The organism is Allorhodopirellula heiligendammensis, assembly GCF_007860105.1.
Lineage (GTDB): Bacteria > Planctomycetota > Planctomycetia > Pirellulales > Pirellulaceae > Rhodopirellula > Rhodopirellula heiligendammensis.
In genome coordinates, this window is the sequence record NZ_SJPU01000001.1 from 1,895,015 (window position 1) to 1,917,370 (window position 22,356).

The following is a 22,356-nucleotide window of genomic DNA, read 5'->3' on the forward strand; positions in this document are numbered from 1 at the left end:
TGTGTTTGGTGGGTGGAGTAAATGTGACGGGCGGCCGCAAGCTGCCCAGATCACGGGTTTGAGTCGCCAGTTTTTTAACGAATGGCTCCCACCCGTCAAACCTTGGACTTACATGGATTCTTTATCCGACTTACAACCCTTACTTGCCTATGAACGACCCATCTTCCCGCACGCCCGAGGGCATCCCGCATCGTTGCGATGTCTGTGGAACTGAGTTCAGACTCAATCTCGCCCTTTCTGGTGACACATGCTGTCCGAACTGCAACTCTCTCGCTTGGCCGGTTGGCGATGACGCATCCGAGTCGCAATCGCAGCTAAGCAAAGCCACCACTCTACGAACAAAGGAGGTTCGGATTCGTCCGAAGACAGATGCCGCGGATATTAGTGATGAGACCCGACGCATCCTTGCCTTCCTTAAAAGGCGTAACGATGTTAGCGTCTCGGTCTTGTTTCCTGGACGTGATCCGGAACACCAAGCCCTGTGCAGGTCTGTGCTTGAGCGGCTCGTAGATTCACTCGTCCCTGAGCTCGCGGTTGTGAAGACCCCTCCACATCTTGCAACTCGACGCATTTGCTGTACTCTGTCTCCCCCAAATCCCATTGCGGGCGGGTAACCAATGAGGATTTGACTTCGCGTAAACGCGACGGTTGAGTTACTATCTGATTCGATTTACTTCGTTCGTCGCAGGCAGAATTGCGAACGCCTAGCCGAAGCTCAAGTCCTTTGTTCAGGAAGCCCGGTGCTTACCCGACGCACCTTGAGCTTTGCTTCCACGCGGACAGCCCAGGTGCAGGCGGTGGTGCGTTTTGTGAATCCGGTGCGACGGATGACGACACCAAGAATCGCCTCCCGTGTACTTGGCAGATTGATGATTGGCGGTTTTTCCTCGACATTCACGCTCCTGTGACGACTTCGGATGTGATTGGCGCATAGCTTCATCGATCGCCCTCCTGCAGACGTTTCGATTCTCGCGGTCTTGTCAACTCGATGCCTCATCGCTTACCCGCTGTCGTAGAAGGTCTGTCCGTGTTCGGGACGAACGCCCAGCGAACCGAGTGAGCGGTAGGTCACTTCGGTCACCCGCATCTCGCCGCCACACTCGATGCACTTCATCGGTGCTGTCAACTTCTTAGTCTGCGGCGCATAGCCACTGGCTAGCCAGAACGTCCAGCCCAGCATGATCCACACGAGCCACTTCACTTCATCGACCGAGATCTTGCTGTTACCGCTCATCCAGCCATAGTGACGGATCTTCATGAAGTTCGTCGGCAGCACGTGCTGCGCGAAGTTTTCGACGAACGTTTCGCCAGGAACCACCTTGGTTTCCATCCGATTGCCTTTGCGGCGAATTCGATACGTCACCGTTTCTTCGTTGACGTCCACGATCCGGCTGTCGTTGATCGCAACGCGATGCACGTAAGGTATGAATGGTGCCCCTCTTAACCAAGTTCATTTTCGTTGTGATCCGCTTCATGGCACCCTGGACTGCCGTTTCGCTCATGGGTTTCTGGGCGCGACTGATACCTTGGCGAGCAAACGTATGATTGCGTCCGTCAGCGGGGAAGCGAAGCCGCGGGTGACAATGTGTTATCCAATGCTTTCTGAGCACCCGGGGCGTGGAATTGGCGATCGGCACACATCGATCCTTGGCTCCTTTGCCGCGATGAACATGCACCAGCCCACGGGCAGCATCAATGCCGCCCACTTGCAGGTGCAGGGCCTCGTTCATCCGCAGGCCCAACGAATAGACGGTCCAGAGGTAGGCTCGCATTCGAAGAGTCGTCGTCGCATGCACGATGGCATGGACTTGATCAATCGTAAGCACTTCAGGTAGGGCGGTGATATTCTGGAGCTTGAGCATCTCGAAAATTGCCCAATCCCGCTTACAGGTATAGGTATAGAAGAACTTCACTCCCGAGAGTGCAACGCGCAGCGTGCCATACGCGAAACCGAAGTCGTTTTTGAGATAGAGGAAGAATCGCCTGGCATCTTGCTCGGTCACGTCGATGGGCGACTTTTGTGCAAAGTCAGAGAGTTGGCGAACGGCGCGGATGTATCCCTTTCGAGTTCAGTCGGCTTTACCGGTCAGATGGAGATCATCACTCAATTTTTTGTTGGAGTTCAGCGGGAAAGAAGTGACCGAGTGGCTGTACGCCGTCGAGGGAGGTAAACTGAGGCATTGTTGTTTTCCTGATTCAGCAGGAGTTTTGGTTCGCTGCTCACAGCGAACAGCTCCTCCTGAAGCAGGTACCTCACGATCCAACCTTCACGACTCCCCGCCGCGATAGCGGCTTATGTGAACCATGCGATGAAGACGGAGCGGCAGTGGTCGCCGTTATCCCAGTGATTGAGTCGCTCGCCGCAGCCCGTATTTCGCCGTCGTTCGTCAGACAAGATGAGTCGCAGACGTGCAGGAAGATTCAAGACGACATTAGTCGTCATCGGATGCGTCATCGCCCTGCCCGTGATTTCTACCGTTATACCATCGAAGATTCCAGGCTTTGACCGATATTCTTATGCTCATAGGTGATCCTACCGATTTCGCGATTGAAGCGATGGTTGAGCCTGACTTAAAGGCTCCATCTGCCGTCTGGCGTCGGATGCGCATTCACCTCGGAAACGTGACGCTTGGAGACTTCGATGATCCCTACTGTGCGTTGTATCCCGCGTACGGACACTTTAAATGGCATGCGAAGTTAAACGATCAACTGTGGAACGACAGTTTCAATGGAATGATACCCGAGGAAATCCATGACACTGTGCGCGAAGCGATTTACGGCGATGACGAGAGGACGACGGATCAAATTCAACGCGACTCGCTGGAATATGGTAGATTCGATTTCCTGACAAACTGGGGTGAGCAATTTGATGGTTACAGTTCCGTGATTCTATCGCCCAAACCAACCGATATGATGGTTCTTCATCGTCCGTTTGTAGCCGTCGATTCGCCGCGTAGACTTCCTGACGCTTTCGTCGTCGCTCATTGTTCGCGTGCCGCTTTTGTCACTGCGTCGCTGGGGTTCGTGAAATGGTTTGATGAGGTGGCGGAGCGACTCTTGCCACGAAATGCATAACGATCCCGTGAACCGTAGCCGCGTGCCAAACGCCTTGGCGATGGTGAACTTTTTCGTCGCGACCCGGTTACGGCTGGCGTTCACTGATTGACTGATATGAACCTTGCCTGTGCGCTCACGATTCGCGTTTTCCGTCTTTTGCTTCATTGCGCTTGCCAATATTCTTGTCACTGGCTGTGGAACTCAACGAATGCCCAAACAAGAAGAAGTCGAGGCACTGGTCGCATCTGCATACCAGCTCAACGAACAGGGTAAAGATCAGGATGCGCTTGATGTCATCGAGCGAGCATTGTCATTGCAACCTGACGACGAAGACCTGCTTGAACTCAAGTCGGTTTTTCTTTGGAATGTCACGGCCTATCGTTCTCCACAAACCTGCCTGGATTTTGGTAACGATTGTCTCGCCCGTGAGGTTGGCAGCGAGCTGTATTTTCGCGTTTGGAGAGCTCGAGTGCTCGACATCATGGGATGCCGCTATGACGACGGGACTCCCGAGGTAACGGACGTAGATAAATGCTTAACCGGGATCGCAGACCTGCAACGAGCTCTTGAGCTCGAGCCGAACCTCTTTTCTAAAGCCGAAGAATGGGGTTGGGTTCCTCTCAGTTGGGAGGAGGACTTTGGTGGACTACGACTACTCCCAGAATTTCCATCGAAATTGATACGTTGACGCTTCGAGAGCTTGAGAACACGGAACCATGCGATGGACCGCAGTCGCGGGTAAAGCGTTTTGAAATGGAAACCGCATTGTCGCGACACGGTCATCGCGGTCGTACGTCGCACTCGGCTTGCACGCTGGCTTGGCTGACCCAAAGAGCTACAACTACCTATGACCTGTGTTGAGTCGCTAAATGCCGAACGCGGAACGAATTGATCCCGGCTTTACAACCGCAGACGCAGACTATCCGTCCATGAACTACGACGGAGGCGATGTCCAACTACGATTCTTCGATTGGCGGGAACGACCTATCCTCGTGACGTTTCGTGATGTCAGCCGATTCGAATGGTCAGACGAACCAGATGACTACTTCGGCGGTAAACCGTATGATGGAACATGCGTCGTTCGGAAGTCTGGATGGATACCTCGAATTGCTGACGACGATTGCCAACACTACCGCTTGAATTTCAATGCGTGTGGTGGCCGGCTGGATGTGACTTGCGTCTCCTTCGACGTGGCTGACGAAAAAGAACGATAACCAGTGAGTCTTTGACGTCGTGAGGTACGCGCCGACGTTCAAGGGCTTTGTTCAAGAAGCCCGGTGATTTGTGAACGGGTTCTCGATTAACTACTTGAGATTTGCTTCGACGCGTGACGTGTGATGATGGCAAGCGGAGCGGTGCTGCAAAGCTGAGATGAGGAGTTGGCTCGATTCGACCGCGTTCGGGTGCCAACTTGCCTGCCCGATCGCGGGTGCGCGCAAGTGTTTTCTGCGACTTGGCTAAGGTCGGTGCCGACCTTCAGCGGACGCGTCCCCGAAACGTTTGCGAAGTCGGCTGATGGTGCAAGTTCATGCGATTGCTCATCCGCTGCCGAAGTAGCCCAGGGCTCGGTTGTCGCTGCAAGTGATCAGCTCGTGCGTCACGTTGTCCACAGCATCCCCACGATACCACACCAGAACAGGCGTGGGGGGCTTCCACCGCCAAAGGATGAGAAGCAGCTAACGAGCCCCACCAGCAAAAAACTCCCGCCCACGGCGAGCACGAGTGGTTCCAAAACTCGAAGAAAATTGCGAAACGTTTCCTGGCTCGGATTGATTTCTTGTTCGTCTAACATGAGCCCCCCTCGATATTGGGTACTATTCACTGTTGGCGACAACGCCATGGTGCTCGCCGAGCTTTTCCAGCCGACGGCCTCCTTGATGTTGACTTCATTCAAAGCGAAAGGGGGGCGCGGTAAACGCCATTCCAGTGCATCTTGAACCGATTGTCGCTTCACGATTCAGCGGGCAAGGCTTGAGAGGCGTTTTACGAGTTATCGACAACGACCAGAACGTCTCAGAGCTTATTTCACCGAGTATCCGGGACTCCACTACTCGTCACTGCCGACTTGGCCGCCGTAAACTGCAAACACGGATTTGACACGAACTGCCAACACGCTGATCAAAGCGGGGTCACTAGCCAAAAGTTCTCTGTGTGCATCGATTTCATTATTTCGAGCAGCCAGCACGATCGCTGCGACGACGTGTTCAATATCGACGGGAAGGTTTGTTGGTTCTTCAAGAGCGACGGCGAGATCGAACAAGACCTCGTTGAGCGATGCGTCGATCGTCGCTTGACCGGCAGAGCTGACCGAAATTCCCGGAACAATCTGTCGTTCTGAGTTCACTAATTCCACCCATAACTTGGTTGTTTGCGTAAACCATCAATTTGCTTGATGACCTGACAGGTGACGGGACTGTTCGAATCTCCGCAGTTTACTCTAATCATGAGTTCATCGTACTTCGTTCCGTCCTTTCGCCGTCAGTTAGGATGTCAATGCTATCAGCATTCCTGCACTCCCGTAAATGGATGACCTTTACAGCAGCAATAACAATCCGCAACGTAAACCAAGCATTCTCGGTCACCGGCATTCGAGTTTAATCCTTTGCATTGACCACGCGGACTTTGCCAATATCCAAGGATTGCCAGCAATACCAACTGGCAATCGATGCGTAGGGACGCCACTTCGATGCGATGGCAGTGCTCGTCGCGACATCGGGTAGTTCGTCGAGGCCGTATCGGTTGCGAATCGCTGAACGTACTCCGAGATCGTCATGCGGGAACACGTCGGGACGCCCCAGAGAAAAGATCAAAAACATTTGTGCTGTCCATTTCCCGATTCCTTTCACAGTGGTCAGTTGTTCGATGATTTTGTCGTCCGAATATCGACCCATGTGCTGAAGGTTGACCTCCGTCTCGTGGACCTTGGCAGCGAGATCAAGCAGATACTTCGCCTTCTGCGGCGAAACACCTGCAGCACGAAGCTCATCTGGTGAATACCGAGACAGATTCGCCGGAGTGAGACCCTTGGGACCAACAAGCTCATCGAGCTTCTTTTTGATCGCCCGAGCGGCACCGGTGGATATTTGTTGGGAAATGATCGAACCAGTCAACATCCTAAAACGATCCCGCTGAGGACGTAGCGTACAGGGACCAACTTCCGCAATCATCGCTTTCATGATCGGGTCGGCACGGCGTAGATGCTTGATCGCACTTTCGTTGCGGCATTCCTGAGATACGTTGACCATGCTTCCTCTCAATGGGGATTCGTCTTCAACCACCAATTCTATGCTTCTCGCTGTCGTCTTGCTAGGATCGCCGTTGATGCGAGAGTGGCAATTACTAGGAGCAGAATGGACGCAACGATGACCAACCTTCCCCGTCATGCACAACTCGGCCAGATGATCACCGGCTATTGGATTTTGCAGGCGATCTACGCCGCCGGTAAGTTCAACATCGCTGATTTGTTGCCAATGCAGATCTCATCGATGGCGATTCGCTGTACGTCTTTCATGGAAGGATTGGCGAATCGCCGCTGGAGGTCCGTCTTTTTGATTACTTTGATCACATCCCAGGTAACGCCAAGCAGATCAGCAACGTCCTTTATCGTCATGCGTCGAGTTAGCTGCAAAGCGTGTTTTCCCCAGCCCTTGGTGTAGCTTCGGCGGGCGTCGGCAGAGTCAATTTGGATTTGGCGAACGGCCCCGCAATCATGGCACTGCACGCGAGGCAAGGCGGCAACGAACACGGTCCGTTTTAGGCCGATCGGAGAAGCTCGAAATTCTCGTTGCCTGAGCCCTCGACGGATCACGTTCGCTGTCGGAGACGATCAAGCTGAACCGCCCTGGCTATCAATAGGCTGAACCAGATCGTTCCGCCTATCATGAGCCACACGATTTTAGCTGGAAATTTGGGGTCAAAAAAAACCAGAGTCAAGAGCCCGACGAAGCCCACACCTGCCCAGACAAGCAGGAACTTAAGAAAACGACCGCTCTCCGGTTGCCCAGCGATACGGGAAGCAGCAAGTCCCTTCATTGGCGTGCTGAAATGCAGCAAAGCCCACAAGAACAGCATCGGCAATGGAGCGATCAACATGCGATGCATTTGAAGCGTCAGCGAGGCAGCAACTCCGAGGATTGCAAACAGCAACGTCGCCGGGATGAAATAGCGAGCCCAACGTTCTCGAGTCACAGTTACTTGGCCAGGAGCAAGGCATCCGGCCTCGTACCTACTCAATGGAACAGCAACTTTGGTGCAGAACACCTCCCAATTCACTTGCACGGCGTCTGGGATTCGTTGTTGAACGTGCTGAATCAACGATAGCTGATCCGCCTTGCTAAATTTGACGAAATGAATTTTCAATCTCGTGGTCCCAGCGATCACCTGAAGTTGCGGTGGTGCCGGACGCCAGACCAATCTGTCGATCTCGTTTAAACGGATGCCCCGTGTTCGGAACACACCACGTTGAATCACCGTGTCGTCACTGACGATTAATCGCTCCCTCCAATAACTCAGCAGAAGCCAAATGGAGAGACACGACCAAGCTCCCCAAAAAAAGCCAAAAAACATTGCCATGTGGACCGGTTGGAGCCGTGCTTTTGGCGGTGGAGCGACTGTAGCGATAACGACCGAAAAGGTCCCCATGGCCAAAAAGCAAAGCAGGCAGAAGACACCGGTCTTCAGAGTCTCTTTCTTAAGCCGAAAAGTCGTTTGCATCAAAAATTCCAAACCTATTCTGTCTTCAATCTTGACCAGCACCAAGAATTTTTCGGTTGAGCGATCCGCCTTTGAACAGCATTTCGTCCAATGCTAAATCCATGTCAGCATCGGTCAATCGAGAGTTCTCGTCCCGTTCAACACTGAATTGGGTTGCCCGACGCATAAACTCCTTGATAAACGCCGCACTCACGCCATCAGTACGGTGAACGATCTCATCAATCAATCCTTCGTCCAACATCGCTTTCGGAGCATAAAGGGCAACCAGCTTGCGCCGACCCTCAGCGTCGGGAAGTGGAAACTCGATCGCTTGATCGACTCGTCCGGGGCGAGACGCCAACGCAGCCTCAAGTGCTTCAGAGCGATTCGTTGTAAGGATAAAGAAGATCTCTGCATCTTCCTTCAAACCATCCATTTCGTTTAGCAGTTTGTTCAGAAGAACTTCCTCGCAGACGCTTTCCATGCTTGTTCGTTCGCGAGCGATCAAGTCAACGTCTTCCATGACAACCATACTCGGCTGCAAGAGACGAGCAAGGGTCATGTATTCGCCCAGCAGTCCAACTTGTTCCGCCGAAATTAAGATCGTGGTATGTCCATCGAGTGATCCGGCTAGATGATGGATCGTGTGAGTCTTCCCGGTTCCGGGAGGCCCGTAGAACAAGATGCCCTTCTTTTTGGACATTCCAAGTCGTGAGAGCCGATTACGGTTGCGAGCGAAGTGAACTACATTTCGTTCGAGAAGTATTAGCGTGTCGGCGGGCAGGATCACATCTTCCCGCCGAACTTCACGAAGCTTGTGTACGGTGATTCCGTTTGACTCGCCAGAATAAGAATGTTCCGCCTGTTCGAGCGATAAGATCTTTCCACGGTATGATTCGCCTCGTGCGACCGCATCTTCGAGTTGCTTAAAGAATCGCTGTGCTATCTGGCTGCCTTCAGAAGAAAGCGGGACGCCAATCTGAAACTGCATCCCAGTTACTTGCCCATATTGTCCGCAGGGACTCAACATGACGGCGAAGCTAACACCATCCACTTCGAGCAACCATAGGCCATTCTTGAGGACTCGAAGCGGATGTTCGTCACCGAGATCGAGTTCTTCGTACTCAGGTGGAATCGAGTACGTCGGGTTATTTACGCTTTCGAGAATGCAGTCGGTCAGTGTCGGGGCACAGTGCGAGTATTCACTTCGGACACCGAAGAAATGCTTGATCGTGATTTCGTCACCGAAGACCTTATCGATGGTTCGCTGCAGATCAGCACGCATCCGAAAAGGGAATCGTCGTTCAGTGATTGTGATTTCGGATGCTGTTGTCGGCTTGAAGTGCGATTTCAACAGTGGAGCAACCAACTGCGGTGATCCATCCTGACCGTCATCAGCAAACGAGTTCACCGAAGCGAACGATTTCGTGCGAAAGAAGAAAGCCAGACCAAAGCCGAGCAATAGCCCCACGAACAGCCACCCCAGATATGCCATCAACCTTTACCTCGAAATCCCGCGAGTGCCTTCCAACCAACTTTGATTAAGAGACAATTGCCGATTGTACCAGGTTCGCGTCCATCGCGAATGCGAGCAAATGTCCCGACAGAGAGTTCCTCTCCGACCCTCGGCCTCCGACGACGACTTCATCCATCCTACGACCTCTGCCATTGTCAATTCTGACACCTCGGCGTCATTCAATTGACAACGCCTCTGAATATCCAACGTCATTGATTCGATCTCCATAGCATCCGCAATTCTCCAGAACATCCATCGAGGTTAGCAGGCACGTTGCACAGCCATGATGCGGTCGGACGAGGCGCACTGATAACGGTCATCGGGATTGAACGAGAATGCTTCACGTAGTATCCGAAGCAAATCATCGGCCTTGACAATCACTTCGTCTGAACAGTTGCGCTTCCACCCCGCCAGTTGTGACGGGCGATCCCGATAGGGGCGTGGCAGAGGCGCACAGTAAAGTTGTCTACTCAGCCGACAGTCCCAGAGAACGCCTCCACCGACAAAGACGATCATCAGACTCAACATCCACATTTGAATTATCATGAACGTTCGGCCTGAATCCACTCTTCGTCCCCAGTCTCCAGCAACCACTGCTTCGCCCGCTCCACAGGCAGGAGTTCACGGGTGCATTGCCGAATATCGTGCCTCCGCATGTCCTGCATCTCTTCAGGGTCGAATGCGGAATCGCCATTAAACAAGCGCGGATCAAAGGGTTCCGTCTCTCGCGCCGTTTCAAGATACCGAGACAACTGCCATTACTCAAAAATCGATTTGATCTTGCCGACGAACGCCAGACTTTCAGCTCGACAGTCGCTGTCTGTTTTGGCTGCTTCTAATAACGTTAAGAACTTCTCGCTGGCGAGGTATTCCAGAGCGTTCGGAGTGCCGAACTCATCCGAGATGCCGACAGCGGTTCCGAATTGCTCGATCCAAATTCTGTGTTGTTCAGCCATCAATCCATGCTCATTTCGCAGCAATCCAGAACGGCAGTTGCTCGCTCTTCATCAACAAGGTCGAGGCCGTAATGTGCGAAGATGTTGCACATGGCGAATGCCAACAGCGGTCGCTGACCGCATTCGTCGATTTTTGTTCCAAACAACACCGCTGTGGATGGCACCGCGTCGGATTCCTCGTTGATTGCCATTGTCAGTTCGCCAGAATGTTCACGCAGCCCGTCGTGAATGATTGGGTTCCCCTCGGCATCAATCTGAATGCGATCGAGGTACAGCGAACGATCAGCGGCCAGCGTCGGCGAGGCAACTCGGTCCGCTTCGAATAAACGATTCGCGGCATCGTTCGGTGTCAGCGTTTATAAACGCGGCCCGGTGCCCAAACGCTGATCGCCGGCGACTTTCCCACGACAGTCCGATGGGACCTGCTAGCCGACGCCGCCAAGGGTCCGTTGGTTTGGAAGGCAATTGCCCGACAGATGGGACCGCAAGCACTGCGAATGAGCCTCAACACGCTGCTGCGTCACGACGTGTTCATTGTAGAGCAGTTGTCTCCAACTGCTCATGAACGATTGGGACAATCGTTCTACACTGGAACCGACAACGCGATGATCGACTATGTGGCCGGCCACCTGGCTGACCGCGACGCGCTTCCTCCCAGCCGTCAGTTCCCGCACCAGTTCCTGGCGGCTTACATGAACGCATCGGATGAGGATCCAAGCAAGATCAAGACGGCGTTGCATGACGCTGCCGAGATCGCGTGCGGAAACGTACCAACGCTTCCTGGACCGGTCATCATCGGACTCGATACGCAGGCTTACAAGGCTCAGGTCGATCCAAGTGATTCGATCCTGTCACTGTCAGCACGCTTGTCGAAGTACGGACGCGGAGGAACGGACTGCTCGTTGCCATTCGTCGAAGCCAACGAGATCACTGGCGCTAGCGGGCGCTACGCGAAGCAACGCTTCGCCGGCATCGTGCTGGTCAGCGACAACGAAAGCTGGATCACCTCGGGACGGCCCCACTTCAACAGTCGTTACAGTGGCTACGGCCAAAACGGCTCAACCGGCGTGATGCCCCAATGGGAGAAGTTCAAGAAGACCCAGCGCGGACACGGCATCGCCGATCCAAAGCTGGTCTGCATCGACATTCAACCCTACGGAACCAGTCAGGCACCCGAGCGAGATGACATCCTGAACATCGGCGGCTTCAGTGACGCCGTGTTCAACGTCGTCTCATCGTTCCTAGGAAACGACGCATCGCGCTTCGTCCGCGAAGTCGAATCCGTCCAACTGTAAGCCGAAAGACGTACAAAACCGAAACGCCCGCGGAGGAGCAATCCCCCGCGGGCGTTCTTTCGTTTTGGGTTACATCTCGATAACAAACCCATTGTTCTTCAACTTTGCTGCGAGGTTGCAGCATGACCAGTTGATGTACTGCGTCGCACCGCGAGTGAACATCCCGTAGTTGCTGCCGCCTTTCTCGTCGTGCAAGTGCCCGAAGGCGAGAATCTTCGGCTTGATCCGTTCTTCGACATGTCGGCGCAGAGCAGCGCAGCCGACCTGAACGAGTTCCTTTGACTCGATGTCGTGTGTGATATCCAAGACACCCTTTGGCCTGTCGATTCTGCACATCAAAGCCGCACGCACCTATTCGATTGCCGAAGTCCAACAACAAATCGCGAGCATTCTGGCCGTCACCGCATCCTCCTTGTCAGCTCCACCGCCATTACCGACGGAATCAAATGAACCATCCTGCCCAAAATGCCACATCGCTATGGTTCAACGCAAAGCAGCGAAAGGAGCACACGCCGGCAAGCGTTTCTGGGCGTGAACCAACTACCCGCAATGCCGCGGAATCATCGGAATTGATTGACACCCAACCAGTGACGGTTCGCGAAATTCGCATTCCCGTCCACTTGGGAATCTCACTCCGGTCGATCAGGATCTCGATCGAACGCGCAACACCAACTTGCCGCTGGATTAGGACTTTTTTTCCAGCATCTTCATCATCTGGTTGACCGATGGCGGTGAGACGTTCAACGCGTCCGCGATTTCTGATTCGGCGGGCGGTTACCCAAGGCGAGCAGAATGGCCTGCAGGTTTGCGAACGAGAATTCGTAGTCCTCACCGCCGAGAATTCGAATGACCGTGGCCCGCGAAACCCCGCTGCGGCGAGCAAGATCCGAAACCGAGATATCGAGCTCTCGTTTTCATTCTTGGATGCGGGCGACGTGGGTCTGCTCGCGGTAGATCCACACCATGCGGTCGATGAACCAAAGCTTGCCAAGCATCGTGACGGCCAGTCCAAACAAAGTGGCGGCAAGATTGAGCCAGATCAGGCCGCTGATGAAAACGAGGGCTCCGACGCCAGCAACAGCGGTCAGGACTCTTGTGATGCGGATGTGATGATCGGCGACGGTGCCGGGTTCGTTGGCGAGCCAAATCCGTTCACCGAGAACTCCCTGCGACATCCAATTGTCGATAGACTTGGGACGCGGGAAGATTCGCGGGTTGATCCAGATCCACGCGATCAACATCACGGTTAGAACGAGCGACCACCATCCGATCCAAACGCGACTCCAGATCGCGATGGCCAGCATCGGCAGGATCGCGACGCGAGTCCAACCGCTCCATGGATTTGCGTGCCGTTCCCACGCAGTATCGCTCATTCCCATCGCGCGTTCGGTGGCTCGGCCAAGTTTGTTCATCGTGTTCAGGTGCCCAAGGACGAGTAAATTTTGACGAGGTAGCCGTTCCTATCACGGACGTAGGAGACCGTTTGTCTCCTCAGTTGCTTCGTCGGCGGTTTGGCGGCGTACGTACCGGCTTCGCTCGCTTGATCGAATGCGGCTTGCACAAACTCCTTGACCAGTTCACACCACGTCGCCCCGTCCAGACCAAGCCGCACCAGAATGGGCGGGGCACCCGCAGCGGTGCGATGCTGACGAGGGACGCTTTGCCGGGCCGTCCAGTCTAATAGCTTCAAGTAATCCGCCGCTCGCATACCCCTGAAACCTTTGTTGCTACAGCGTTTTTCCGATGCACTCTCACACGGGCCCACTGGATCGGACTGCTCGTCAATCGATACTGGCGAGAGAAACCCGTTGCCACAAGTTGTCGACCGGCGACTCCGACTGTCATCAGCCTCCCCGCGTTCATCCACCGTACTTGACGAGAAACTTGTTGGAAATCGTTTTGAATGAGACCCGATCGTCGCCGGATCCGCTCACCCAGACCAGCCCTTCGCGCTGCGTTTTTGGATTCAGCACGCTTTTGCCTTCTGCCAACTCCAGCATCGCATCCAACGACTCCTGAATCGTCATCTCACCGAGCGGAGGAACGATCAGCAGTCCGAGCTGCCCACAAATCGCTTCCATCTCCGACTTCTCGACGTACGCCGAGGCGTCGATGTCGTAGACATTGAACACGAATACGGTCGGCTCTTTCAATCCATATCGGTTTTTCTGGATTCCCGGTCCAACTAACTCCCCCTGAACAGCAATCGATCGCCCGAGTCCTGCCAACCGTGCCTGCAAGTTCAGTGCGCGAACGACACGCCAGTGGCTATTGGTTGCATCTTCGGCCAATTGCCAGTTGCGACCGCAAACGCCGAACTCACCGTCTTTCATGAACGCTGTGAACGAAGTCCCGTCGATTTTTTCCGAAACGTAGAACGTTCGATCGCGATAGGATTCAAAATCACTGGCGAGGTTTTGAATCCGTTCCTCATCCGTCTTCTCAATGAACGCCGGGAAGCCGCCAATCACATCGCCACCCAAGCACGCAGGGATCGGAGCTTCGTACTTCACGATGCCTAATTCCACCGTCACATCCTCGCCCACCGCAAACGGACGCTTCAGGATCGCTGGATCAATCAACAGCCCCTGCGAGATCTGTCCACGCAGCTTCACCGTACGCAGCCGAAAGCCCTCACGGTCATCCATCGTCTTCAGCGAAGACTTCCGCAGGAATTCAAATTCATCACGGGCAGGCAAGAACGAATCGATCTCGCAGTAGATCACCGCATCTCCCGCGGCGTATTCGCCTTTCTTCGTGACGCATTTCCAGCCATCAACAATGGCCAGCTCAATCATGTCCGCGCCATCGATCGGTCTCGTTTCGGTCACGCTTCGGATGGTTGCCAGTTTTCTCATTGTTATTCTTCCTATGCCAACTCGCTCGTGCATCGAGCGTCAACGCATCAGAGGCGTGTATGAGACAAATGGTTCGCCGCTACTCGCAGCGCTGTCAGTCGATACAATGCTGAAGACACCAACTTCCGCTGAGGACAGGCGAGTACGTATTTCAGGGACTGGCTCCGCGCCGAACTCGATCACTGCACCGTGGATGCGAGTCGTGACGAAAGTCAATAACATAAGACCCACTGAAATCGTGGAAACCAACTTTTGGACTTCTTGGAACAGATGCATTGAACAGCGAAGCTATTTTCGGATGCATCCTGGGAACCGCAGTGGGCGACGCGTTGGGGCTGCCCTACGAAGGTGTCTCACCGCAAAGAGCACCGCGATTGCTTGGACCTCCCGATCGCTATCGATTCCTGTTGGGTCGCGGCATGATTTCCGACGACACCGAGCACACTTGTATGGTGGCTCAGTCGCTGATTGATGCTCGCGGCGACGTCGACGTCTTCACCAAGCGTTTCGCAAGTCGGTTACGGTGGTGGATCTTGGCGCTGCCGGCGGGCGTTGGCAAAGCGACCGCTCGTGCGGGGATCAGATTGTGGTTAGGCGTGAAGCCACAAAACGCCGGCGTCTTCTCTGCGGGCAATGGGCCGTCGATGCGAGCAGCGATTTTCGGAGCGGCGATTGACGATGTGAAGCTGATGCTTGAAATGGTGCGAGCATCCTCACGGCTGACGCACAGCGATCCGAAAGCAGAATGCGGAGCGATCGCCGTGGCGTTGGCAGCGAAGCACTCACGGGATCACGAAACCGTCGATGCGAACCTGTGGCTCGATCACGTTGTCAATGCAGTCGGCGACGACGGAGTTGAATTAACCGATCTGCTTCGCAAAGCGGTCCTGAGCACCCGAGCAGGGGAATCCACACCCGATTTTACGCAAGCGTTGGGACTGGCCAAAGGTGTCACCGGATACACCTATCACACCGTTCCAGTCGCGATCCATGCTTGGCTCTCACACCCGAAGGACTTTCGCCAATCCGTTACCACGATCATCCGCTGCGGTGGCGATGCCGATACGACCGCCGCGATCGTCGGTGGCATTGTTGGCGCCGGCGTCGGTTGTGGGGGTGTTCCCGAAGAGTGGATTGATGGCCTATGGGAATGGCCACGTAGCGTGACATGGATGCGTTCGCTCGGCGAATCGTTGGCCGACTCAATCGATGAGAAACCGATCACCGTCACGAAAGCCCCCTCCATCAACCCTCTCGGCGTCCTCGTTCGCAATCTGCTGTTCCTTCTCGTCGTCCTCTTTCATGGCTTCCGCCGGCTTGCCCCGCCATACTGATGCCCACTGAATCAAAAACCGTCGACCGTGACGAAATCGAAGCGAACCTTCGCCTGCATGTCGATCGACTTGCGGGGCTGATCGGCCCACGCACTTTGAAGAAGCCCAAGACGATTCAGGCGACCATTGGCTACATTGAAGGTCAGTGGACCGAGATGGGGTATACGAATGAACGTGAGTGCTACGATGCATTCGGTGACGAAGCCACCAACCTGATCGTCGAGCGCCCCGGAACCAAGCGGTCCGACGAGATCGTATTGCTGGGATCTCACTACGACACCGTCAATTCAACGCCCGGCGCCGACGACAACGCTTCGGCAGTGGCGGTCATGTTAGAAGTCAGCCGTCTCCTGCGCCAACACACAGGTCGACGAACCGCACGCTATGTCGCGTTCGCCTGCGAAGAGCCTCCGTACTTCAACGTCGACGCGATGGGCAGTCAACACCATGCCCGCGAGTCACGCCGCCGCGGCGATAACATCATCGGAATGCTGTGCCTAGAAATGGTCGGCTACTACTGCCTAACAAAAGGCTCGCAAGCCATTCCGCCTGCGATCCCGAATTGGTTGCACCGTTTCTTCCCCCAACGCGGCAACTTCCTCGCGGCAGTTGGCAACATGCCGTCATGGAAGCTGAATTGGCAATTTCGCCGCGGTTTCAAACGAGGAACACGACGGATGCCGCTGTTCTCGATCTGCCTACCCGAAAAGATCAACGAGATTCGGCTGAGCGACAACAGTTCGTTCTGGGACCAAGGCTACCCCGCATTGATGCTGACCGACACCAGCTACCTGCGAAACCCCAACTACCACCAATCAACCGACACTCCAGACACGCTCGACTACCCACGCATGACCGAAGTCACCCTCGGAGTTGCCTCGGCCATGCGACGGTTGCTTGGTGTCACAGCGATGCCAGTGTCTTCATGGGAGTGCGTCGGCAATAACCGAGAAAGGTGATCCCAGCGAACACGTCAAAATGGCGAAACAATCCACCATAGAGGCGGAGAAAGGGACAGGCGAAGAAAGGGACAGGCACTTTTTGATTGACTGTTCCGCTCGGAACTGTAGGATAGAACTGGTCGCGGGGGTTTTGCGGCCCGGTTGTTCCTGCCATCGGAGTCGATGCCATGCCTCGTCAAGCTCGTGGTGAAGTTCTTGATCCTTCTCAAGTGCAGGTGGTGCATTGCATCCAGAGATGCGTCCGTCGGGCGTTTCTCTGTGGAGACGATCCGCTGACTGGGAACTCGTACGAGCACCGACGTGCTTGGATTCGCGATCGGCTGGAGTTCTTGGCTTCGGTCTTCGCCATCGATTGCTTGACTTTTTCGGTGATGCATAACCACATTCACCTTGTCCTACGCAGTCGGGCTGACGTTGTGGCAGCGTGGTCCGATGAGGAGGTGGCCCGGCGCTGGCTGAGGTTATTTCCCCGGCGGCGAAATGAGGATGGTTCCCCCGCAGTGCCCAGCAAACCAGAGCTGGATATGATTCTCAACCAGCCGGAAGTACTCGCCGAACGACGCCGCCGGTTGTCAGATATCAGTTGGTGGATGCGGTGTACTGCCGAGAATATTGCTCGACGCAGCAATGCCGAGGACGAGGTTCGCGGCCACTTTTGGGAAGGTCGTTATCACGCTCAAATTTTGCTCGATGAATCCAGTTTGCTCGTCTGTGCGGCGTATGTGGACCTCAATCCAATCCGCGCTGCATTGGCGGAAACGCCGGAGACCAGCGACTACACCGGAGCGAAGGATCGAATCGACGATCTCAGCGAGCGAGAGGATCGCAGTCGACCGAGTACTCACGATTGGGAGCGGAGTCGTCGCCAACGGCGTAGCGGCTGGATGAGTCCGATCCAGATTGACGAACAGATCGATGAAGTCGGTCCCGCAGTCGAATCGTCTGGGCGTCGGGCCAGCAGCAAAGGCTTCCTGTCGATATCGATGACGCGGTATCTGGAATTGCTCGATTGGACGGGGCGCCAGTTGCGTAGCGATAAGGTCGGCAGTATTCCCGAGCATTTGCACCCGATCCTGCAGCGGATTGGTTTGGACACGCACGGTTGGTGCGATGTGGTGCGTAAGTTTGGGCGCATCTTCAAGCGAGCGGCGGGTACTCCCGAGAGTCTTGCCGGCGAAGCGCGCCGTCGCGGTCAGGGCTGGCTCTGTGCTCGAGACAACCCACTAGGCCTCTCGTCGGTCTGACTTCAATGCAAATCAGTCGCCCTCCAGGTTATTTTGGGATGTCTGCTGCGCGGTCCGCCGCTGCGCAGCGATCTTTGCTCAAGCCACGGCAGCCAATGAGCCGATTTTGCCGTTGGGGGTCGCGATTTTCCAGCCTGAGTGCGTTAGCCTCCACGCAGACGCGATCTAAAAACTGGGTGGCCCTATCTCCTCTAAAACTGGGTGGCCCTATCTACTCCCCAGCCTGAGTGCGTTAGCCTCCACGCAGACGCGATCTAAAAACTGGGTGGCCCTATCAACTGATCAACTTCCTCCGTAAATCAATGGAAACGGCGTAAGTCCATAAAAAAGGCCAACTTACGATTTCTCGCAAATTGGCCTAAGTGGAGGCGGGGAGGATTGAACTCCCGTCCCGCGACGCATCCACGACACCGTCTACATGCGTAGTCAGACTATTTGTACTCTTGCGAGCAATTCGCTTCACGAGGCGCTGCCTGACAGGCTCCTCGATTGGCTAACTCAAATCGAATTTAGCCGATCGCGTCTTGAGTAAGACGATCAACGATCCAGAATTGTGACGGACATTCGGGCGACTCTGGCGATCCCCCTCAGTCCGCGCTACCTGTTCTTAGGCGGCGAGTGCAAAGTTTTCTTCTGCAACTAAAATTTTTGATCAGATTTTTACGTGGCCTTCTGATCAACCACGACATGCAGGTATTCGCTTCTTGACATCCGGTCGATTCCAAGTCGCCCCCATACTTGGGGCGAGGCGAAACCGGCATTTTTATACCGGTCTCGCCTCAAGCATTATTGTATCAGACGCCAGGACCGAGCAAAAGGTTCGCTGGCGTTTTGGTGGCTAACAGCCCGCATTTTTACTGAGCATTTGACTGAAATGAGATTTCAACGCGGCAGCATCCCAGACCTATCCAGCGCCAAACGAGGCTTCCCTGCACACTTATCGCCGTGTTCCTGTGGCAATTTTGGGTTGGATTGGGAGCTGCCACCAGTGTCGCGGCGCTTGGCCGAGGGTGATCAGTGAGCTGCGTTCGGGGGCGGGCAACCGGGAGAGCAGCACATCATAGAGATCTTTTAAGATGGGCTCGCTGTCGCCGTAATAGCTGTGGCCGAGCAAACTTAGATCAATCCCAGAAACGTCGATCGTTTCCACGCCTGGCACCACAACAACTCGTTCTCCAGACTCGCCGGCCCGGGGATACCCGTGTACCTGTTTCGAGGCGATCAACGCCTGATCGTTTGAGGAGGCGTACAGCGTCACCTGGTTGGCAACTTCGGTTAATGATCCGGCAAGGTCCTTACGAAAGAGATCGGCGTCGACGTCCGGTGCTGCCAGTACCACCCGGTCAAAGATCGGTTCCTGCGCGGGACGCTGGAATGCAATTTGTTGCATTGCTGACGTCATGGCTCGATTGCCCATGCTGTGGGCGACAACATGAATCGATTTCGCACCACTATGGTCCGCAAGATCGGTCAAAAACTCTTTCAGATGTCCAACTGTCCAAGCGACGTTATTTTCGTCGACAGGGTATCCGAGCAGCGTGCCCTGACTGGGCCATGAGTAGCAAATCGGCACCCCTTGAAAGGGAAGATCGACGGAGATCTGAGCCGTGCGCAGGACTGCAGATTCAAAATCAACATTAAAACCGTGGATAAACACCAGCACATCGGGTTGCTCTGCCCATGCCAGCTCGTCGTTGAGTCGATTTCCAAAGGCGTCCGCAGGAAGCTCCGTGACGCTCGTTAGCACAATGTGCTGGGCTTGATTCTCGGCAACTTCGAACTTTAAAATGCTGGGTCGCTCAACGCTGCCACGCGTATGTGACTTTGGAATCGTTACCTGGCAGACGCCCCGAACCAGAGTGCCCCGATCGTCCGTGTAGGTGACACCGTGCTTTTCGATGGTTGCGGCGCCCGCAAAGAAGGTGGCGCCAGCGATCAAGGACAGCACCGCCGCCAATCCGCCAGTTAGTTTAGCGGTGGCACTGCGACGGAGGAGCCACGCAATCAAGCACAGCACACTCGAAACAGCGCCCCCGAGCCCGAGCGTCCCAACAAGCTGACGTTGGCCGGCGAGTTGATATGCGTCCAATGAAAGTGGGTTCTGTGCTCGATCCGTTGCATACAGCACGTCGACACTATAATAACCGTTGTCATTAACGTCGCTTCCCTCCGGGATGACCGGCAAACGCCGAGCGGATGGGTCTGCCTGGAAATTGGGGACGGCAATGCTGTCTGCCGCAATGGTGCTGTCAGTCTCCACAGGCGCAACCTGGGCAAACACTGTTCTCTCGGCGGTGGCCGGAGGCAGCGACATGGGGCTGGTGATACTTGCCTGCGGATCAGACCTCTCAACCGATGCACGGGTGGATGCGAATTCGGGAGGCAGCTCAATTTCGGGCGTCGCAGGTCGCCGTTCGCTCGACGGGTTGGGCGAACAGCCAACGACCGCGACTAAGATTGCGAACCCGACAAGCCAGTTGAGATTTCGAGGGGCGGCCATGGGGATCCTTCCACGCGAATGTTTCCGTAACGAATGCGATCGTTGTAGCGGATCGGCAAGTTTGCCGTCGACATCGATTCCGGCCTTCCCCCCTAACATGGGTATTGGTTCAGGTCATACAACTCCCATACGGGATCGTCGACTCCAGTTCAGGATCGTCGACAAACCGTTCTCGGCCAAACGCATGATCTAGCTTTCTGCCGGGTCACAGGAGGAAGGGCGAAGCTGGTAGAGGCGACGTTGCCCCACTTCGCATTCTAGTTACTCGACGGGTTGCGCGACGGCGTGGGCGGAGGCAAGCGACTGCGTTTACGTCGAGAGATCTCATTCAGAGTTGACTGCAAGCGGAGCACGACCTCAGGATGTTTGGCGAAAAGGTTCTCTATTTCGGCAGGATCCGACTCGAGATCGTAGAGCTGCCCCGTGACGCCGTCAGCGGTGGGTGGTAGCAATTTGGGTTTTGAGAATCCGCCCGAGCCCAGTTGGTTGATCAGCTTCCACTTGCCTTGCCGGATCACCATCATGTTACGTACACCTCCTGCCTGCATCACGAGTTCCTGACGGGACGTCACTGTTGGCGTATCATTTCCCAGCAGAGCGGGCAGGAAGCTAAAACTATCCGGGCCGGCGTCGTCAGGCAGGGTCACCTCAAAAATATCGGCAAAGGTTGCCAGAAAATCGGTGAAGCAAACGAGTTGCTTGCTGCGACTGCCACGGGCAACACGGCCGGGCCATTTTGCGATCATCGGCATTCGGTGACCGGCCTCCCACGCATCCGCCTTCATACCACGCCAGCCGCCCGCAGCGTCGTGTTGAAATCGGGTTCTATCCTCATCATACCAAACGGGCCCGTTATCAGACGTCACAATGAGAAGCGTGTTCTCCTCCATCCCCGCGTCGCGAAGTGATTGCGAGATGCGGCCGATTTGCGCGTCGACCATCATCACGAAATCTCCGTACATTCCAGCCCCACTTTTACCCACGAATTCCGCTGACGGCAGCCAGGGTGTATGAGGCGCGGGATAGGCCAAATACATCATCAGGGGCTGCTTCGCGTTTTGCTCTGCGGTCTTGTTCGCTTGACGAGCGGCGTGTTGCGTGATGACCTGCGTCGCTTCGTCGGTGAATCGCTCAAGGACATCGGCGAGGTCGAGGTTGGGAGCAATCCCGCCTTCACGCCAGAATGCACCTTGAATCGGTGACCATCCATCGGTCCGGTTAGCGAGGATCTTTTCGGTGGGCGGCTCGACTGCGCGATCACCCCGGATGTAAAAGTACGGGGGGATATCAGTCGACGCGCGAATTCCATAGAAACTGTCGAATCCACGGTCAATCGGGCCACCTCGCAGCGCTCGATCGTACCCTTCTTCACGGAAGCCGAGATGCCATTTCCCAATCATTGCGGTGTGGTAACCCTGATCTTGAGCAAGTGACGCGATCGTCATTTGGTCGTCGACGATCAGTGGCTGGGTTGGCCATACACTGACGTCAGTGCGAAACGGATATTGCCCGGTCATCAATCCGTAGCGTGACATATGACATAGCGGCCCCGGCGCATGGGCATCGGTGAATCGCATTCCTGACTTTGCAATTGCGTCGAGGTGCGGAGTCGCAATCTTCGAATTGGGATTGAAGCAAGCTGGGTCGCCATACCCCATGTCGTCGACGAGCACCACGACGATATTCGGAGAGGTCGAGGTTGCCAAGGCGTTGTGGGAGAAGATCCAGCCGTGCAAAACAACGATGGCCAGGATGATAATCAGGTTCATTGGCTGGACTTTCATGATTGGCACACGCGACTTCACGATTTATCGGCGGAAGGTGAGAAATCAACACGATACCAAATGTAGGGTGCGGCGGGTTGAACAGGCGTTCTCACTCAAAGCCCGTAACGAAACGTATCGACTGCCCTGCCGGAAGTCGCGCGCACGCGACTCGACGT

At 55.0% G+C, this 22,356-nt stretch carries 26 protein-coding genes, 1 other RNA gene and 2 pseudogenes; 9 read left to right on the plus strand and 20 right to left on the minus strand.

The annotated features are described in order from the left end of the window. Positions 1 to 214 (plus strand): hypothetical protein (locus tag Poly21_RS27200; protein WP_302117948.1); only part of this gene is annotated, 214 nt, incomplete at its 5' end. Continuing rightward, entirely contained in the window at positions 150 to 614 is a 465-nt protein-coding gene (locus Poly21_RS28250; protein WP_146406194.1) for a hypothetical protein, read from the plus strand. The genes Poly21_RS27200 and Poly21_RS28250, both read left to right, overlap by 65 nt. Positions 615 to 1,000: 386 nt before the next feature. On the opposite strand, the pseudogene Poly21_RS28470 reads toward Poly21_RS28250, so the two are convergent. Both Poly21_RS28470 and Poly21_RS07155 read right to left on the minus strand, forming a co-directional pair. After that, positions 1,001 to 1,423: pseudogene (locus Poly21_RS28470) on the minus strand (transposase); the annotation flags it as partial. Between the two features lie 46 nt (positions 1,424 to 1,469). Then, a pseudogene (locus Poly21_RS07155) lies at positions 1,470 to 2,054 on the minus strand (tyrosine-type recombinase/integrase); the annotation flags it as partial. Between the two features lie 448 nt (positions 2,055 to 2,502). On the opposite strand from Poly21_RS07155, the gene Poly21_RS07160 reads away from it, so the two are divergent. From Poly21_RS07160 to Poly21_RS07170, 3 genes are all read left to right on the plus strand, one after another. Continuing rightward, entirely contained in the window at positions 2,503 to 3,075 is a 573-nt protein-coding gene (locus tag Poly21_RS07160; RefSeq protein ID WP_302117950.1) for an Imm42 family immunity protein, read from the plus strand. Between the two features lie 190 nt (positions 3,076 to 3,265). Continuing rightward, on the plus strand, positions 3,266 to 3,745 hold the full coding sequence (locus Poly21_RS07165) for a tetratricopeptide repeat protein (protein WP_146406195.1): 480 nt from the start codon (positions 3,266 to 3,268) through the stop codon (positions 3,743 to 3,745). Between the two features lie 181 nt (positions 3,746 to 3,926). Then, positions 3,927 to 4,271: a hypothetical protein gene (locus Poly21_RS07170; RefSeq protein ID WP_146406196.1), complete on the plus strand. Its 345-nt coding sequence runs from the start codon at positions 3,927 to 3,929 to the stop codon at positions 4,269 to 4,271. A 383-nt stretch (positions 4,272 to 4,654) separates the two neighbouring features. On the opposite strand, the gene Poly21_RS07175 is transcribed toward Poly21_RS07170, so the two are convergent. The 9 genes from Poly21_RS07175 to Poly21_RS07215 form a co-directional block, all read right to left on the minus strand. After that, positions 4,655 to 4,849 carry a hypothetical protein gene (locus Poly21_RS07175; RefSeq protein WP_146406197.1) on the minus strand — a complete coding sequence of 65 codons (195 nt, stop codon included), beginning with the start codon at positions 4,847 to 4,849 and terminating at the stop codon, positions 4,655 to 4,657. Between the two features lie 255 nt (positions 4,850 to 5,104). Next, complete coding sequence (locus Poly21_RS07180) at positions 5,105 to 5,401, minus strand: hypothetical protein (protein ID WP_146406198.1); 297 nt, start codon at positions 5,399 to 5,401, stop codon at positions 5,105 to 5,107. A gap of 250 nt (positions 5,402 to 5,651) precedes the next feature. After that, the gene (locus tag Poly21_RS07185) at positions 5,652 to 6,302 is read right to left on the minus strand and encodes a DNA-3-methyladenine glycosylase family protein (RefSeq protein ID WP_146406199.1); all 651 of its coding nucleotides are present in this window, start codon (positions 6,300 to 6,302) and stop codon (positions 5,652 to 5,654) included. 185 nt (positions 6,303 to 6,487) lie between these two features. Beyond that, entirely contained in the window at positions 6,488 to 6,802 is a 315-nt protein-coding gene (locus Poly21_RS27215) for a helix-turn-helix domain-containing protein (protein ID WP_302117955.1), read from the minus strand. 59 nt (positions 6,803 to 6,861) lie between these two features. Continuing rightward, on the minus strand, positions 6,862 to 7,770 hold the full coding sequence (locus Poly21_RS07195; protein WP_146406200.1) for a hypothetical protein: 909 nt from the start codon (positions 7,768 to 7,770) through the stop codon (positions 6,862 to 6,864). A gap of 25 nt (positions 7,771 to 7,795) precedes the next feature. Further along, positions 7,796 to 9,244, minus strand: a complete 1,449-nt coding sequence (locus Poly21_RS07200) for an AAA family ATPase (protein ID WP_146406934.1) — start codon at positions 9,242 to 9,244, stop codon at positions 7,796 to 7,798. Between the two features lie 563 nt (positions 9,245 to 9,807). Beyond that, complete coding sequence (locus Poly21_RS07205) at positions 9,808 to 10,017, minus strand: hypothetical protein (protein ID WP_146406201.1); 210 nt, start codon at positions 10,015 to 10,017, stop codon at positions 9,808 to 9,810. A 6-nt stretch (positions 10,018 to 10,023) separates the two neighbouring features. Further along, on the minus strand, positions 10,024 to 10,221 hold the full coding sequence (locus Poly21_RS07210; protein ID WP_146406202.1) for a hypothetical protein: 198 nt from the start codon (positions 10,219 to 10,221) through the stop codon (positions 10,024 to 10,026). Continuing rightward, positions 10,221 to 10,412: a hypothetical protein gene (locus Poly21_RS07215; protein WP_146406203.1), complete on the minus strand. Its 192-nt coding sequence runs from the start codon at positions 10,410 to 10,412 to the stop codon at positions 10,221 to 10,223. Before Poly21_RS07215 ends, Poly21_RS07210 begins: the two co-directional genes overlap by 1 nt. A 306-nt stretch (positions 10,413 to 10,718) precedes the next feature. Here Poly21_RS07215 and Poly21_RS07220 point away from each other — a divergent pair, with 306 nt between their 5' ends. Continuing rightward, positions 10,719 to 11,516, plus strand: a complete 798-nt coding sequence (locus tag Poly21_RS07220; protein ID WP_302117958.1) for a hypothetical protein — start codon at positions 10,719 to 10,721, stop codon at positions 11,514 to 11,516. 69 nt (positions 11,517 to 11,585) lie between these two features. Here the strand turns inward: Poly21_RS07220 and Poly21_RS07225 are convergent, their stop codons facing one another. The 6 genes from Poly21_RS07225 to Poly21_RS07245 all read right to left on the minus strand — a co-directional run bounded on the left by Poly21_RS07225 (position 11,586) and on the right by Poly21_RS07245 (position 14,374). After that, entirely contained in the window at positions 11,586 to 11,822 is a 237-nt protein-coding gene (locus tag Poly21_RS07225) for a metallophosphoesterase family protein (protein WP_146406204.1), read from the minus strand. A gap of 378 nt (positions 11,823 to 12,200) precedes the next feature. Continuing rightward, the gene (locus tag Poly21_RS07230; RefSeq protein ID WP_302118478.1) at positions 12,201 to 12,260 is read right to left on the minus strand and encodes a hypothetical protein; all 60 of its coding nucleotides are present in this window, start codon (positions 12,258 to 12,260) and stop codon (positions 12,201 to 12,203) included. Further along, positions 12,257 to 12,415: a helix-turn-helix domain-containing protein gene (locus Poly21_RS27220; protein ID WP_367302544.1), complete on the minus strand. Its 159-nt coding sequence runs from the start codon at positions 12,413 to 12,415 to the stop codon at positions 12,257 to 12,259. The genes Poly21_RS07230 and Poly21_RS27220 overlap by 4 nt, the downstream gene beginning before the upstream one ends. 15 nt (positions 12,416 to 12,430) lie before the next feature. Further along, positions 12,431 to 12,928, minus strand: coding sequence for a DUF6653 family protein (locus Poly21_RS07235; RefSeq protein ID WP_302117960.1), 498 nt, complete (start codon positions 12,926 to 12,928; stop codon positions 12,431 to 12,433). A 5-nt stretch (positions 12,929 to 12,933) separates the two neighbouring features. Further along, a complete protein-coding gene (locus Poly21_RS07240) occupies positions 12,934 to 13,224 on the minus strand; it encodes a VOC family protein (protein WP_146406205.1) in 291 nt (96 codons plus the stop codon). A 151-nt stretch (positions 13,225 to 13,375) separates the two neighbouring features. Continuing rightward, positions 13,376 to 14,374, minus strand: coding sequence for an RNA ligase (ATP) (locus Poly21_RS07245; protein WP_146406206.1), 999 nt, complete (start codon positions 14,372 to 14,374; stop codon positions 13,376 to 13,378). A gap of 275 nt (positions 14,375 to 14,649) precedes the next feature. On the opposite strand from Poly21_RS07245, the gene Poly21_RS07250 reads away from it, so the two are divergent. The 3 genes from Poly21_RS07250 (at position 14,650) to Poly21_RS07260 (ending at position 17,914) form a co-directional block, all read left to right on the plus strand. Continuing rightward, the gene (locus Poly21_RS07250) at positions 14,650 to 15,708 is read left to right on the plus strand and encodes an ADP-ribosylglycohydrolase family protein (protein WP_146406207.1); all 1,059 of its coding nucleotides are present in this window, start codon (positions 14,650 to 14,652) and stop codon (positions 15,706 to 15,708) included. Further along, entirely contained in the window at positions 15,708 to 16,667 is a 960-nt protein-coding gene (locus Poly21_RS07255; protein WP_146406208.1) for a M28 family metallopeptidase, read from the plus strand. Before Poly21_RS07250 ends, Poly21_RS07255 begins: the two co-directional genes overlap by 1 nt. 170 nt (positions 16,668 to 16,837) lie before the next feature. Further along, on the plus strand, positions 16,838 to 17,914 hold the full coding sequence (locus Poly21_RS07260; protein WP_146406209.1) for a transposase: 1,077 nt from the start codon (positions 16,838 to 16,840) through the stop codon (positions 17,912 to 17,914). A 360-nt stretch (positions 17,915 to 18,274) separates the two neighbouring features. Here Poly21_RS07260 and ssrA read toward each other — a convergent pair. The 3 genes from ssrA to Poly21_RS07275 form a co-directional block, all read right to left on the minus strand. Then, positions 18,275 to 18,648, minus strand: a transfer-messenger RNA (tmRNA) gene (ssrA, locus tag Poly21_RS07265). A 203-nt stretch (positions 18,649 to 18,851) separates the two neighbouring features. Beyond that, positions 18,852 to 20,414 carry an alpha/beta hydrolase gene (locus Poly21_RS07270; protein ID WP_302117964.1) on the minus strand — a complete coding sequence of 521 codons (1,563 nt, stop codon included), beginning with the start codon at positions 20,412 to 20,414 and terminating at the stop codon, positions 18,852 to 18,854. 257 nt (positions 20,415 to 20,671) lie between these two features. Next, a complete protein-coding gene (locus Poly21_RS07275) occupies positions 20,672 to 22,183 on the minus strand; it encodes a sulfatase family protein (RefSeq protein ID WP_146406211.1) in 1,512 nt (503 codons plus the stop codon). Positions 22,184 to 22,356: the final 173 nt, after the last annotated feature.

Bases quoted from the DNA above. Each gene is read 5' to 3' on its own strand.
- Poly21_RS28250 (WP_146406194.1), top strand. From the start codon at position 150: ATGAACGACCCATCTTCCCGCACGCCCGAGGGCATCCCGCATCGTTGC.
- Poly21_RS07175 (WP_146406197.1), bottom strand. From the start codon at position 4,849: ATGTTAGACGAACAAGAAATCAATCCGAGCCAGGAAACGTTTCGCAAT.
- Poly21_RS07235 (WP_302117960.1), bottom strand. From the start codon at position 12,928: ATGAACAAACTTGGCCGAGCCACCGAACGCGCGATGGGAATGAGCGAT.
- Poly21_RS07185 (WP_146406199.1), bottom strand. From the start codon at position 6,302: ATGGTCAACGTATCTCAGGAATGCCGCAACGAAAGTGCGATCAAGCAT.
- Poly21_RS07200 (WP_146406934.1), bottom strand. From the start codon at position 9,244: ATGGCATATCTGGGGTGGCTGTTCGTGGGGCTATTGCTCGGCTTTGGT.
- Poly21_RS07215 (WP_146406203.1), bottom strand. From the start codon at position 10,412: ATGGCAATCAACGAGGAATCCGACGCGGTGCCATCCACAGCGGTGTTG.
- Poly21_RS07220 (WP_302117958.1), top strand. From the start codon at position 10,719: ATGAGCCTCAACACGCTGCTGCGTCACGACGTGTTCATTGTAGAGCAG.
- Poly21_RS07165 (WP_146406195.1), top strand. From the start codon at position 3,266: ATGCCCAAACAAGAAGAAGTCGAGGCACTGGTCGCATCTGCATACCAG.
- Poly21_RS07255 (WP_146406208.1), top strand. From the start codon at position 15,708: ATGCCCACTGAATCAAAAACCGTCGACCGTGACGAAATCGAAGCGAAC.
- Poly21_RS07240 (WP_146406205.1), bottom strand. From the start codon at position 13,224: ATGCGAGCGGCGGATTACTTGAAGCTATTAGACTGGACGGCCCGGCAA.
- Poly21_RS07260 (WP_146406209.1), top strand. From the start codon at position 16,838: ATGCCTCGTCAAGCTCGTGGTGAAGTTCTTGATCCTTCTCAAGTGCAG.
- Poly21_RS07210 (WP_146406202.1), bottom strand. From the start codon at position 10,221: ATGGCTGAACAACACAGAATTTGGATCGAGCAATTCGGAACCGCTGTC.
- Poly21_RS07170 (WP_146406196.1), top strand. From the start codon at position 3,927: ATGCCGAACGCGGAACGAATTGATCCCGGCTTTACAACCGCAGACGCA.
- Poly21_RS07275 (WP_146406211.1), bottom strand. From the start codon at position 22,183: ATGAACCTGATTATCATCCTGGCCATCGTTGTTTTGCACGGCTGGATC.
- Poly21_RS07195 (WP_146406200.1), bottom strand. From the start codon at position 7,770: ATGCAAACGACTTTTCGGCTTAAGAAAGAGACTCTGAAGACCGGTGTC.
- Poly21_RS07245 (WP_146406206.1), bottom strand. From the start codon at position 14,374: ATGAGAAAACTGGCAACCATCCGAAGCGTGACCGAAACGAGACCGATC.
- Poly21_RS07270 (WP_302117964.1), bottom strand. From the start codon at position 20,414: ATGGCCGCCCCTCGAAATCTCAACTGGCTTGTCGGGTTCGCAATCTTA.